This is a genomic window from Pedobacter sp. 05L430 (genome assembly GCF_056397585.1).
The window spans coordinates 1-13,107 of the sequence record NZ_JBFTNT010000221.1; the positions used below are offsets into that span (position 1 = coordinate 1).

A 13,107-nucleotide genomic window follows, 5' to 3' on the forward strand; every position below is an offset into this window, starting at 1 on the left:
CAGCAATGCGGTACAGTTTATCACCAACAGTAGTTCTGCAGCTGATGCATTCAGAAACGGATCCTCAGCTTCTACTGCATCCCGTGGCAAATCTCTTGCCCTAAACACTGTCGTTCCTTTTGGAACTGTTGGCCAAACAGAGGTAGAGCGCTTTGTTGAGCTGGGTTACGACGAGGTTTATGCAATTCAGTATTTCAAGAGAAACCTGAGACCTTGGTGGAACACTTCTGGAAAGGAAACGATGGAAGGTCAACTGACCGATGCAGCTAATCAGTACAAAGAGGTAATGCAAAAATGTAAGACTTTTAACAAAGAAGTATATGCTGATGCACTTAAATCTGGTGGTAAGGAATATGCACACTTGTGCATTCTTGGCTATCGTCAGAGTATTGCAGCGCATACCTTGGTAAAAAGTCCTGAGGGCGAAATCTTATGGTTATCTAAAGAAAATAATAGTGGTGGATTCATCAATACTGTTGATGTAACTTACCCTTCTGCCCCGCTCTACCTGATTTACAATCCTGCTTTGTTGCAAGGTATGTTAAACGGTATATTTTATTTCAGCGAAAGCGGAAAATATCCCCACCCATGGGCCGCACACGATTTGGGTACATACCCATTGGCTAACGGCCAGACTTATGGAGAACCGATGCCAGTTGAAGAATCGGGCAATATGATTATCCTTACAGCAGCGATTGCGAAGGCACAGGGCAATGCAAATTATGCAAAAAAGCATTGGAAAACCCTGACCACTTGGGCAGATTACCTGACCAAGGAAGGATTGGACCCCAAAACACAGTTGTGCACTGATGATTTTGCAGGCCACCTGGCAAGAAATGCAAACTTATCAGTAAAAGCAATTGTAGGTATTGCCAGCTATGCACAAATGGCTGAAACACTAGGCTATACAGAAACGGCTACCAAATACAGAGCCATTGCCGAAAGCATGGTTCCTAAATGGATAGAAATGGCTGATGCAGGCGATCATTATGCGCTGACTTTTGACAACAAAAATACCTGGAGCCAGAAGTATAACCTGGTTTGGGATAAAGTTTTGGATCTGAGCTTATTTCCTCAGAAGATTTATGATACCGAAATTAAGTATTACCTGACGAAGCAAAACAAATTCGGTTTACCTTTGGACAGCAGAAAGGCATATACTAAAAATGACTGGATCTTGTGGACGGCGACTTTTGCTCCAACCGAAAAGGAATTTGAAGCGCTGGTAAAACCTGTTTACAGACATGCCATCGAAACGGAATCACGCGTTCCTTTGAACGATTTTTATGATTCCAATACCGGTATCCGCGACAACTTTAAAGCAAGAAGTGTAGTTGGTGGATTCTATATGAAACTTTTTTCAGACAAACTGAAAGGAAAATAAATCGGCTTTTGTTGAAATCCTGTGTCATTACTGGCACAGGATTTTCTATGATTTTTACTTATTAAAATCCGGATACGGAATCCCTTTGCCTGTTTCACAAAGCAATTTCAAGCTCCTTAAAAAGAGCGCCCAGTCAAAACTACAGCCTGCAAATTCTGATGTATATGCTGCCCATCCATCATGATGAAAAGATAGCGTAGATCCTTTGCGATGTGGCTCCAATTCAAAAGTAATCGTAGTGCCTACCCACTCTTCATATGCTTTAAGGCAAAGCCATTTTACGCTACTGTATGGTTTAAGTTCGGTTATCTCCATTTCTTTAAAGTAGCTCGGTCCAAAAGCAAACCTGGCAATACTCCCTACTTCAGGTTTTGCAACTGTATCAGGAGTCCACCAGCCCCCTAAGCCTTTTTGGGTGGTTAGGGCACTATAAACCTTTTCTACCGGTGCTTCAATAAGTAGTTTGTGATAAATACTTTTTGTTTGTTCTCTTGAAAGCTCATTCTCTGGCAACTGCGTTTTAAGAGTCCCTTCTTCTACATCCTTAGGTGTTGCATCACCTTTACCTGTTAAAATAAGATCTTTCAAACTATCTTGTATATAATGTGTCCATGCATCGTGGCAGACATTAAAACACTCATAATCTGGCACCAACCCCTGGTGTGTAAATTTCAATTGCGTTTTACCATCTTTTTCAGAGATCTCAAAGACTACATTAGTATCTTTCCACTCAGACTCATCTTTAGTAAATTTGAAATAGTTATCAAGCACATGCCAAGCCACTTTTTTGTTTGGCACAAGCTCAGTAATCCGCATTTTGGCGCGATGGACATCCTGGTAATGATATAAAAACTCACTATTAAGTTTGTCTGTGTCTCCGTCAATATTTTCAGACCACCAGCCACGTACATTATTAATAGCACTAAAAACATCCGATGCTGTGGCATCAACTAAAATCGTTGTTGTGAAATCTTCATTTTTCATAGTCGTAAGAATTATTATTTAAAAAATATATTCCTGCATCCATTTGCCAGATGCTTTCTAATTCAAAATTACAGACAAACACAGATCGATAAGAGGTGTATAATAGACTTTCTTAGGGGTTGATTTAGACAATGTTGTTAATAGTTTTTGAAGTTACCGATTATATCAATCGACTTTAACACTATTTAACACCTGGCGCTCAATGGATTCGAAAAGTAAACCATCATAATTACATAACTTTAGATATGCGTTTAACAGCTCTTCTTTTAGTTTTACAATTCTTTCTGGTCCTACAGGTTTCATCTCAAGTTGTTACTGGTACAGTGGTTGACAGAGATTCACGCCTCAAGTTAGAAAACGTAGAAGTAACGAATGGTACTTCCAAAGAAAAGGCAATCACTAATGCCAAAGGCGAGTTTAATATTAGGGCTATTCCTAATCAAATATTAATTTTTAATCAGCCTGGTTACTTTTCCGACACCCTGTTTTTGATAAATGCAAAGCCTATACGCAAGTATATGACACTAAACAATAGATTTCTTAATACTGTAGAAATCAAAGCTGAGGCATTTAATCCTGAAATACAATATGCAGATGTATATCGAAAAGCACAGGCAATTAAACTGGCAAAGAACCAACCATTCATTTTCTCTCCTTCCAGGTATTTTAGTCGGGAGGGAAAGTTTGCCAGACGGTTTAAAAGGAAACTGGAACGTGAGAAAACCGAGCGCAAGATCGATCAGCGATTTAATGAAAAGGTAGTTAAAACATACACTCCGCTCACTGGAGCTGAACTGGATTATTTTATGGTATTGTACAGGCCAACAATAAAAAAACTAGACAGGATGAATGAGGAGGATATGAAGTTTTACCTAATGGCCGCATATAAAGAATTTAAGGCTTTACCACCAGAAAAAAAGGTTTCGCCTTCCTTGAAAAGTAACAAATAAGAAAATCGTATTATTATTTAAATGTAGACCTTTTATCCAAAGGCTGCCAATAAATATTTCCTTTAAGTTTTCCTGTATGGACTCGAACCACAATCTTCTGAACCAAAATCAGACGTGCTACCATTGCACCACAGGAAAATAAGTGGAAATAAAAGGACTCGAACCTTTAACCGGTACCGTATAAGAGTACTGCTCTAACCATTGAGCTATATTTCCATTTTATGTAGAGTAACCCGGATTCGAACCGGGAACCTCCTGCTCCCAAAGCAGGTAATCTGACCAATTGATATATTACTCTAAAAATTCTTGTTAAAACAAAAGAGTCCCCTTAGGTTATCTAAGAGGACTCTTTTGTTTTAAATATTTCATTCAATACATAGCTATCCCCTTCGATAAATCGGTTGTGGTATAAAGTTTTGTATTGATGTAGTTTTCATATTAAATGGTATAAAATTTCTTGCTAAAACAAAGAGTCCTCTCAGGCTTACCTAAGAGGACTCTTTGTTTTAAATATTTTTATTCAATACATAGCTATCCCCTCCGATAAATCGGCTGCGGTATAAAGCTTTGTATTGATGTTGTTTTCATGCTGCAATAATACACAAATTTTCAGCTATCCAAAAAATATTTTTTTTATTGATTACCATTTTTCCTCAACAACTATAAGAAAAGCACCACTTATAACAGTAATCTTGTTATAAGTGGTGCCCATCAAAATCTTATCTAGAAAGAGTGATCTAATTACAATAAATCAAACCTATCTAAATTCATTACTTTACTCCAGGCCGCTACAAAGTCTTTCACAAACTTACTTTGGGCATCGGCGCTTCCATATACTTCCGCAATAGCTCTCAATTCTGAGTTAGAGCCAAACACAAGATCTGCACGAGTTGCGGTCCACTTTATCTCACCAGTAGTACGATCACTGCCTTCATATAGTTCTCTATCTTGAGATACGGCTTTCCATGAGGTTCTCATATCCAGCAGATTTACAAAGAAATCGTTAGTAAGCTGTCCCGAACGAGAAGTGAAAATACCATGTTTTGAACCATCAAAATTTGTATTCAATGCACGCAGCCCTCCTACTAAGACTGTTAACTCAGGCGCAGAAAGAGTCAGCAAATGCGCTTTATCTATCTATAACTCTTCAGTAGATACAGGAATTTTTGATTTACGATAATTGCGGAAACCATCAGCAATTGGCTCCAGATAACCCACAGATTCCACATCGGTTTGTTCCTGCGAAGCATCTGCACGGCCAGATGCAAAAGGCACCGTAACGGTATGTCCTGCATCCTTCGCTGCTTTTTCAATACCTGCACCACCTGCCAGTACGATCAAATCTGCTAAAGAAACTTTTTTACCGTCAGACTGTACACTATTAAAATCTTTCTGAATACTTTCTAACTTATCGAGCACCTTTTGTAACTGCGATGGATTATTCACCTGCCAGTATTTTTGAGGGGCCAGGCGAATACGAGCACCATTAGCCCCACCCCTTTTGTCTGAACCACGGAAAGTGGAAGCTGATGCCCATGCTGTAGAAACCAGTTCTGATACACTCAATCCCGATTCCAATACTTTTGCCTTCAATGCGGTAATATCATTCTCGTCTATTAGCTTATGGTCAACTGCAGGAATCGGATCTTGCCAAATCAATTCTTCTGTAGGCACATCCGGCCCAAGGTACCGCGCACGTGGTCCCATATCACGGTGTGTTAATTTGAACCAAGCACGGGCAAAAGCATCTGCAAATTCATCCGGGTTTTCCAGAAAACGTCTCGATATTTTTTCGTAGGCAGGATCAAACCTCAAGGCAAGATCAGTTGTAAGCATACTAGGTGCATGTTTTTTTGAACTATCAAATGCATCCGGAATAATATCTCCTGCATCTTTAGCTACCCACTGGTGTGCACCAGCCGGACTTTTAGTAAGTTGCCATTCAAAACCAAGCAGGTTTTCAAAGAAATTATTGCTCCATTGGGTTGGTGTTGTTGTCCAGATTACTTCAAGCCCACTTGTAATAGCATCAGCACCTTTACCTGAGCCATAACTGTTGCTCCAGCCAAGACCCTGCATATCCAGGTCAACGGCTTCAGGCTCTTTGCCTACATTAGTAGCTGGTGCAGCTCCATGAGTCTTACCAAAACTATGACCTCCTGCAATTAAAGCAACCGTTTCTTCATCGTTCATTGCCATACGACCAAAAGTATCGCGGATGTCTTTAGCTGCGGCAATAGGATCTGGATTACCATCAGGTCCTTCAGGATTTACATAAATAAGTCCCATCTGTACGGCAGCCAATGGTTTCTCCAGATTGCGCGAGTGGATTTTACCGTCTGCATTGTCGTCAGACACCACTACTCCGTGGTTCTCTTCAACACCTTCTGATCCGTGCGTATAACGCAGGTCACCACCAAGCCATGTGGTCTCAGAACCCCAATACACATCCTCATCCGGTTCCCAAACGTCTGGACGCCCACCGGCAAAACCAAAAGTTTTAAAGCCCATTGATTCGAGTGCGATATTTCCGGTAAGAATCATCAAATCGGCCCATGAAATCTTATTACCGTATTTTTGTTTAATAGGCCAAAGTAGCCTGCGGGCTTTATCAAGGCTCACATTATCTGGCCAACTATTAAGCGGGGCAAAACGTTGCTGCCCTGCGCCTGCTCCACCTCGGCCATCACCCACACGATACGTACCGGCACTATGCCATGCCATGCGGATAAACAAACCACCATAATGTCCAAAGTCTGCCGGCCACCAGTCCTGGGAGTCAGTCATAAGTGCATGAAGATCTTTTTTTACGGCTTCCAGATCAAGGCTTTTAAAAGCCTCTGTATAGTTAAAATCTTCGCCCAGTGGGTTCGACAACGAGGAATGCTGACGCAGGATGCTTAACTTTAATTGGTTGGGCCACCAGTCACGGTTTCTGGTGCCGCCACCGCCAACATTGTGTTTCATGCTACCATTATGAAATGGGCATTTACTGATATCGTTTGATTCTTTTTCCATTTTTATCAATTTATGGTATTGAACTGTTTGCAAGTCGTGTTCTGACTATTTATAAATTTATGATATTAGGACTAATAATCACAATCATTTAATTCTATAATTCAATAGGTAAAATCTATTACGGCAAGTATAAATCTATAATTCCTTAAGGACTAAGCCACTCTAAAACTGTTTAAAATGTAACACATTCAATGTTGCTAATATTAAAACTCTTCTTATATTTGGCTATTATTTTTAATTAATCTAAATAAGCCTTACATGAAGATACTTTACGCTGCGCTCTCTTTTATTTGTTTGTCTCTAGTTGCTCAGGTAGCATCAGCCCAGCTAAGCATAAATGGCAAAATAACAGACAAATCCAACAAACCCATTCCTGGAGCCACCGTCAAATTGGTAGAAAAGAATTTGATTCAGATCACTGATCAGGATGGTCTTTTCGAGTTTTCCGATCTTACGCCCAGCTCTTATAGCTTTATTGCTTCTTATATTGGTTATGAAACACAGAGCACAAAGTTTAACGTTCAAAATGGGAAAACACAATTAACCATCCAATTGGAGAATAAAGACAACGAATTGCAAGGTGTAGAGATAACCGGAAGGAAAGAACAGGCATATAAGAATACCAAATCCTTTTCCGGAACAAAAACGGAAACTCCCCTGCGGTATGTACCACAGGTGAGAGGATTCAGATCCAGCAATGCATTAATTAACGGTCTGAGAACCCCTACTAGCAGCTGGAGCCAACCCTTGCTTCCAAACGTAGAGCGTATAGAGGTAATAAAAGGCCCGGCATCTGCCTTATTCGCAAACACAGACCCGGGAGGTACAGTGAACACCGTGACGAAGAAACCGCTAGACGAGGCCAGGAAATCAATCAATTTCTCTACAGGAAGTTACAATACCAACAGGCTGATGGCAGATTTCACGGGCCCTATGAACGATACCAAGACTTTACTTTACCGCCTGAACCTTGCTTACCAAAATGCAGAGTCATTCCGGGTACTACAAGGTGGTGAGGATATTGTTATTGCACCGTCCATTTCATTCATCCCTGATGACAAAACACAAGTGAACTTTGACTTTGTATATTCTAAAACCAAAAGTCGCTTAGACCGCGGTCAGCCAATATTTGGCGCTACTGCCGGAACTGACCTTAACTCCACCCCTATTTCTTTTGCTCTTGGAAAAAGAAATGATTTCGAGAATGAAACAAATTTGTACGTTACCACATCACTACAAAGAAAAATCACCAAAAATGTGACTTTCAATGCCTCTTATATGAAGTTTATGTATGATGAGGACTTACTTGAGCACCGTACTTCAAACAGGTACGCAGTAGATGCTGCCGGAGTTTCAATTCCTACAAAGATGGAAATGCAGACCATCCGCAGACAAGGAAAAAATTATAGCGATAACATTACCGCATATTTTGTTACAGACTTCGAAACAGGGCCTTTAAAACATAAAGTAGTTACAGGATACGATTATATCCAAAATGAATCACCTATAGGTAATTCCAATTATAATGCAACAGGATATCGTAAACTGGATGGTACAGTGGGTAATTATAACAAAAACACACCTGGACTTTTTGTGATGAAAGACGGCAATCCGGTGCCAAATGTTCCTCATTTTGACCTCGTAAATCCTGATTATTCCATTTCTGAAATTTCCGGCTACATCAATACCTCTTCACAAACTGATCCTGCCAAATATTATGTTCATGGGATTTACATCCAGGATCAGATCAGCTTTGGCAAATTTCAGGCTTTACTGGCCCTAAGACAAGAATACTATACAGATATCAACAGATATAAAAAACCGGATGAGAAAAAGGTAGAACAAAAAGCACTCATACCTAGACTTGGTTTGGTTTATACGCCTTTAGATCAGGTAAGCTTCTATGGTACTTATGCTGAAGGTTATCAGCCACAAAGTGTTGCTCAGATTGGAGATCCAGTCCGATTCGGCGGTCCATTTGATCCCCTAATCAGTAACATGTATGAAGTGGGTGCAAAAACTGAATTCTTTGAAAAACGACTTTCTGCCAACCTTTCGTTTTATCGAATAGAGCAGAAAAATGTATTAATCAACGCTGGCAACCCTGGAAATACCGAAGAACTCAGACAAGAAGGCCAGCAACGCGCTAAGGGTATTGAGATCGACATCAATGGTGCCATTATGCCAAATTTCAGTGTTACAGCAAACTTTGCAATCAGCAGGGCTGAAACCACAAAAAGCGACAAACCTGAAAATGTAGGCCTGTTGAATGCCAATGCTCCAAAAGCGCAAGGCGGTTTATGGGCAAAATACACATTCCTGAACCCTGACCTAAAAGGTCTTGGTATAGGTGCTGGTGTAAATTACACCGGCAAAAGAAACACTCTGAATACGATATTGGAACTTCCTGAATATACACTATTCAGTGCAGCGCTATATTATAGTATTGATAAGTTCAAAATTTCGGGTAACCTGAACAACGTATTCAACAAAACCCATTGGGTTGGTGGATATGATTTTAATAGATTGTATCCGGGTGCACCAAGAAATTTCATGATTGGAATTGGTTATACATTCTAATGAAACCGAATAATAACGATAAAAAGGGGCATAATTTGCTCTGGAAAATTCATCATTGGGCGGGCTTGTACACAGGCATTGTGATTGGTATTCTTTGCCTAACTGGCGCAATCGCTGTTTTCATCCCTGAGATCGACGGCTGGATCCAACGGCGTTATTATTCGGTTTATACTACCCCTCTTTCGGCGCCTGCACTACCCAAAATTGATAATGCGTTTACCGAAGCTAAAAAGCAGTATCCCAAGATGGCTAGTTTACTGATCGATATGCCCGACAGGCCGGAAGGCATAGCCACCTTCAGTTTTGTTGTAAAAGGCAAAGACAAAGCGTCAAATCAGTCCTATTCTCTGTTTGTTGATCCGGTGCATGATAAAATCCTGGGCAATCGCGACCGACAAAACTCGCTGGCTAATTACCTAAGGCAAATGCACGTACGTTTGTACGAAGGTTTTTGGGGTCGACAGCTTGTAGGTTTAGCTGGAGTGGCCTTTGTAGTAGTAACCATTACCGGTTTTCTGATCTATGGGAACTTTATGAAAAAACAGCCTTATCCAAAAATCCGCAAGAAGAATGTGCGCATTTTAATGGCTGATTGGCATAAAATATTGGGTATAAGCGCGCTGGCTTTCAATTTTGTAATCGCGTGTTCCGGTGCCTGGTTAGGCTTGCAACCTAAACTGATGCAATGGTTTGACATTAAAGCCCCTAATGATTTTAAGGCTGAGGTAATCATAGATAAGAAAGAGGATGCAAACATTGCGGTACATTGGAATAAAGTATTTAAAGTAGCAAAACAAGAATTTCCCGGTCTTAAGCCAGGTTATATGCGTGCCTCTGAGGACGGAACAGCTACTATCGAAATTCATGGCAGCATAGACGGCCAGATATACGAAAGAAACATAAACTCGCTTGTTATTTCCAAGACTACTTACAAACCCTTATTCAAATGCGACATCAGCAAAGCATCATTCAGAGATAAATTTTATTCGGTACAAGAGGCTCTTCATTTTGGTGATTTTGGCGGTTTAGGTTTAAAAATATTATATGCCGTTCTTGGCCTTACAAGTGCCTTTTTGTCGATCAGTGGTTTTGTAGTGTATTTACACCGCACGGATAAGATGAAAAAAAGAGCCATTAGTCCTTTAAAAACTACTTTCATTTATTCTATCCTGATTTTGTTAATTCTTATTATCATTGCTATGATCAGCATGTTTATCGGTTACCGTCAGGCTTCCTTTATTGCTGCAATCATTGTAAATGGTACACTGGCCATATTCATCATTTATGCCATTACAAATTATATCCTTAAAAAAATGAAACCAAAAGCCAGCATCATATGAACATGAAAGCTTTTTCTTTAATCCAGCACAAACTGATCCCCACAGCGTTAATAGCTGGAAATATAGCCCTTGTCCACCTCATTTATTTACTGGCAAAAGGAGATTACAGCCACACCTTATCGGCAACAGCTCTTTGCATTATCAGCTTAATAATTGGAATTTTACGCGCCAACAAGTATTTCTTGCTGGCAGGAATAATTTCATACACTATACTTATGTTAAGTGCCTTAATCTTTCTGCCTGCGTAATTTTAAACATCCACACATGAACCTCGCTCTACATATGATATAGCAATAAAGGATAATTGAAGTCGTTACAATTTATGTATATTACACATATACAATTTAATATACTACGATTATCCCCATATGAAAAATAAAATATCTCCGTTAACCCTATTCCAGCCTAACAAACTAAAGGTATTATTGTCCCTGGGTTTCAAAGGCTATCTTGCTGATAGAGGATGGTTTGATGCATATAAAACAAAATCTGCTATCGACGAGACCGGAAAACCTATTGCCTGGGTAACCTATTCTTTCATCGATTTTATTAAAGAACGCCTGAATAAACAGCAACGCGTATTTGAATTTGGTTCTGGTAATTCGACATTCTTTTACGCCAATTTAGCCGGAGAGGTTTATTCTGTTGAACATGATAAAATATGGTTTAAAACAAATAAAGCCTCCAACCTAAATAATGTCCATCTGATTTTTTGTGAGCTTGTTCCCAACGGAGATTACTGCAGGAGTGCAGCTAATACCGGAAAGAAATTTGACGTAATCATTGTGGATGGAAGAGATAGGGTAAACTGCTGTAAACAGGCTCTCGAATCTTTAACAGAAGAAGGCGTGGTGGTATTAGATGATTCAGAAAGAGATCAATATGCAGAGGGGGTTTCCTTTTTAATTGAAAATGGATTTAAGCATATTCCGTTTTCGGGAATTGCACCCGGAGTAATCATATCTAAGTGTACTTCTGTTTTTTACAGACAAAATAATTGCCTTAATATCTGATACTTAAAATAAATTCTTAAGCCATAACAGAAAGCATTGTCAGCGCAATTAGCCCAAGCTCCTGATTACCACTAATTTTCACTTTGTCTTTTACTTGTTCTGGTCGCAAGCTTTTTGAAAATAGCTTCCATGAGGTTTCAGGATCAATAATAATTTCAGTTGTTGGTGTTTCTGTTTGTTTTTTTGTCAATATCCATTTATTCTCAGTACGAAGCAAATACCACGAACCACCAACGTCCGTTGTAACAGTAACCTTTACAATTGACCCGTCATCTGCGGTTATTGATCTGTATGTGTGTGGAAGAGCAAGCATAAAAATATCAATAAAGGGATAATAAAGCTCAGGCGTCATTAGATCTGGTTTATTTACAGCAGCTCTTATTTGCTGTTGATGTAGCCACTTTTCTGTATACTGACGCGATATTTCTGTCCAGTTTTTACTTTCTGATTCACCAGTCCAGCCAACTGCTAAGACAGATTTATCCAAAGGATTCAAAGATTTAAGATAGTCACAAAATTGCTGACCGGTTATTTCAAGAAGAAAAATAAGCATTTCCGGACTTACTCTTTTCATAGCCTTTACCCAGTCAGCATTAAGTCTGTTCAGGAAATCAACCAAGTCCTGATAAGAATTTCCTTCTGGATGTTCACCGAAGTGATGATCACGAAGAATGGAAAGCACGCGAATATTACCGTCTAGCAAATGTGCAGCTACATCCTTAACTGTCCAAAGTTTTGCAATAGTCTGTTTTTGCCAATCTCCGGGTTTAAGTGATTTCAGTAAATCAAGCAGTTTCTTATCAAGAACAGGTAGCAAATGAACTACATCAATAGGGATTTTCGTCTGGGTTGTCATAAAATAACAAACGTTTTAATTATTATTTTCTTTCGGGAGTGATATAAAAATAATGAATTCCAGAAATTTATTGTTCAACTGACCTTACTTTATTGCTCCAAATGCTGCGAAATAAGAATTCTTATGCAGTATTTCAATCTCTTTGAACCCAACTTTACTTAACAAAGCGAGCTGATAGCTTAAGGAACGCGGTGTATCCTCGTAAGCAATATAATCAAATACTTTTTGTGCATATTCAGGTCCGCCCAAAGTTTCAAGGTATGCCCTGTACTTATCCTGAAAAAGCTTATTTATCAATTCACAGTCATGGGTAATTAAGTCAGAAATCCAAATACTACCACCTGGTTTCAATGCAATGTATAATTTAGTAAAAACAAGTTCCCAGTCGGCATCAGTACGTAAATGATGGAATGTGGCGGCAGCCAACACCACATCAAAGTGATTATCTGGTAAATCAAGATTACGCATATCATCTTGTATCACATTTACCTTACCATTAGTTTTTGCAGATACCCTTTCTTTTGCCCGTTCTAACATTGGCATGCTCAAATCATTCAGTGTACAATTCAATTCAGGAATTTTGCTTAGCATTTTTAAGGTATAATTACCCGCACCGCAACCTATATCCAGTAATTCTTTTGCATGTGGATTAATGTATTTTGCTGCCTCTGTACATAACTCCATGGTAAGTGGGGCGTCAATGGTTGTTTGCTGACCCACTTCAAGATTTGAAAAGCGTTCAACATCATTATCGAACCTTGCCTTAATTTCGTCGTTAGTGGCCTTTTTTAAATATTCTGTTTTCATATTTTAAATTTTTCATTTGTCAAACCTAACTCCTTTTATCATATTTGAAAAATATCAATTTTATCAATTCACGATACCCAATAGGTATTATAAATATGGAACTCAGACATCTTTTATATTTTAAAACTGTTGCAGAAGAATTGCATTTTACAAAAGCCGCAACAAAACTTTTTAT

The 13,107-nt window shown here is 39.2% G+C and carries 10 protein-coding genes and 2 tRNA genes; 5 read left to right on the top strand and 7 right to left on the bottom strand.

The genetic code is table 11. The features are described from left to right. Positions 1-1,384 (top strand): glutaminase domain-containing protein (locus tag AC1DG9_RS20375; RefSeq protein WP_477635143.1); only part of this gene is annotated, 1,384 nt, incomplete at its 5' end. A gap of 54 nt (positions 1,385-1,438) precedes the next feature. Here the strand turns inward: AC1DG9_RS20375 and AC1DG9_RS20380 are convergent. After that, positions 1,439-2,368: an SRPBCC family protein gene (locus AC1DG9_RS20380; protein ID WP_288879433.1), complete on the bottom strand. Its 930-nt coding sequence runs from the start codon at positions 2,366-2,368 to the stop codon at positions 1,439-1,441. Positions 2,369-2,613: 245 nt separating this feature from the next. On the opposite strand from AC1DG9_RS20380, the gene AC1DG9_RS20385 reads away from it, so the two are divergent. Then, positions 2,614-3,318, top strand: a complete 705-nt coding sequence (locus AC1DG9_RS20385; protein ID WP_337716337.1) for a peptidase associated/transthyretin-like domain-containing protein — start codon at positions 2,614-2,616, stop codon at positions 3,316-3,318. A gap of 143 nt (positions 3,319-3,461) precedes the next feature. On the opposite strand, the gene AC1DG9_RS20390 is transcribed toward AC1DG9_RS20385, so the two are convergent. The 4 genes from AC1DG9_RS20390 to katG form a co-directional block, all read right to left on the bottom strand. Then, positions 3,462-3,534: transfer RNA gene (locus AC1DG9_RS20390), tRNA-Ile, on the bottom strand. 8 nt (positions 3,535-3,542) lie between these two features. Then, positions 3,543-3,616 (bottom strand) — tRNA-Pro (locus AC1DG9_RS20395). A 443-nt stretch (positions 3,617-4,059) separates the two neighbouring features. Beyond that, the gene (locus AC1DG9_RS20400; RefSeq protein WP_477635144.1) at positions 4,060-4,440 is read right to left on the bottom strand and encodes a hypothetical protein; all 381 of its coding nucleotides are present in this window, start codon (positions 4,438-4,440) and stop codon (positions 4,060-4,062) included. 15 nt (positions 4,441-4,455) lie between these two features. After that, on the bottom strand, positions 4,456-6,336 hold the full coding sequence (katG, locus tag AC1DG9_RS20405) for a catalase/peroxidase HPI (RefSeq protein WP_477635145.1): 1,881 nt from the start codon (positions 6,334-6,336) through the stop codon (positions 4,456-4,458). 258 nt (positions 6,337-6,594) lie between these two features. Between katG and AC1DG9_RS20410 the strand changes: the two genes are divergently transcribed. From AC1DG9_RS20410 to AC1DG9_RS20420, 3 genes are all read left to right on the top strand, one after another. Then, positions 6,595-8,916, top strand: coding sequence for a TonB-dependent siderophore receptor (locus AC1DG9_RS20410; RefSeq protein ID WP_477635146.1), 2,322 nt, complete (start codon positions 6,595-6,597; stop codon positions 8,914-8,916). Further along, complete coding sequence (locus AC1DG9_RS20415) at positions 8,916-10,256, top strand: PepSY-associated TM helix domain-containing protein (RefSeq protein WP_288879435.1); 1,341 nt, start codon at positions 8,916-8,918, stop codon at positions 10,254-10,256. The genes AC1DG9_RS20410 and AC1DG9_RS20415 overlap by 1 nt, the downstream gene beginning before the upstream one ends. A gap of 368 nt (positions 10,257-10,624) precedes the next feature. After that, on the top strand, positions 10,625-11,269 hold the full coding sequence (locus tag AC1DG9_RS20420) for a class I SAM-dependent methyltransferase (protein WP_288879437.1): 645 nt from the start codon (positions 10,625-10,627) through the stop codon (positions 11,267-11,269). Between the two features lie 16 nt (positions 11,270-11,285). On the opposite strand, the gene AC1DG9_RS20425 is transcribed toward AC1DG9_RS20420, so the two are convergent. Both AC1DG9_RS20425 and AC1DG9_RS20430 read right to left on the bottom strand, forming a co-directional pair. Then, positions 11,286-12,125: a maleylpyruvate isomerase N-terminal domain-containing protein gene (locus AC1DG9_RS20425; protein WP_288879438.1), complete on the bottom strand. Its 840-nt coding sequence runs from the start codon at positions 12,123-12,125 to the stop codon at positions 11,286-11,288. Positions 12,126-12,209: 84 nt separating this feature from the next. After that, positions 12,210-12,932: a class I SAM-dependent methyltransferase gene (locus tag AC1DG9_RS20430; protein ID WP_288879439.1), complete on the bottom strand. Its 723-nt coding sequence runs from the start codon at positions 12,930-12,932 to the stop codon at positions 12,210-12,212. Positions 12,933-13,107 lie beyond the last annotated feature (175 nt).

Bases quoted from the DNA above. Each gene is read 5' to 3' on its own strand.
- AC1DG9_RS20380 (WP_288879433.1), bottom strand. From the start codon at position 2,368: ATGAAAAATGAAGATTTCACAACAACGATTTTAGTTGATGCCACAGCA.
- AC1DG9_RS20385 (WP_337716337.1), top strand. From the start codon at position 2,614: ATGCGTTTAACAGCTCTTCTTTTAGTTTTACAATTCTTTCTGGTCCTA.
- katG (WP_477635145.1), bottom strand. From the start codon at position 6,336: ATGGAAAAAGAATCAAACGATATCAGTAAATGCCCATTTCATAATGGT.
- AC1DG9_RS20410 (WP_477635146.1), top strand. From the start codon at position 6,595: ATGAAGATACTTTACGCTGCGCTCTCTTTTATTTGTTTGTCTCTAGTT.
- AC1DG9_RS20415 (WP_288879435.1), top strand. From the start codon at position 8,916: ATGAAACCGAATAATAACGATAAAAAGGGGCATAATTTGCTCTGGAAA.
- AC1DG9_RS20420 (WP_288879437.1), top strand. From the start codon at position 10,625: ATGAAAAATAAAATATCTCCGTTAACCCTATTCCAGCCTAACAAACTA.
- AC1DG9_RS20425 (WP_288879438.1), bottom strand. From the start codon at position 12,125: ATGACAACCCAGACGAAAATCCCTATTGATGTAGTTCATTTGCTACCT.
- AC1DG9_RS20430 (WP_288879439.1), bottom strand. From the start codon at position 12,932: ATGAAAACAGAATATTTAAAAAAGGCCACTAACGACGAAATTAAGGCA.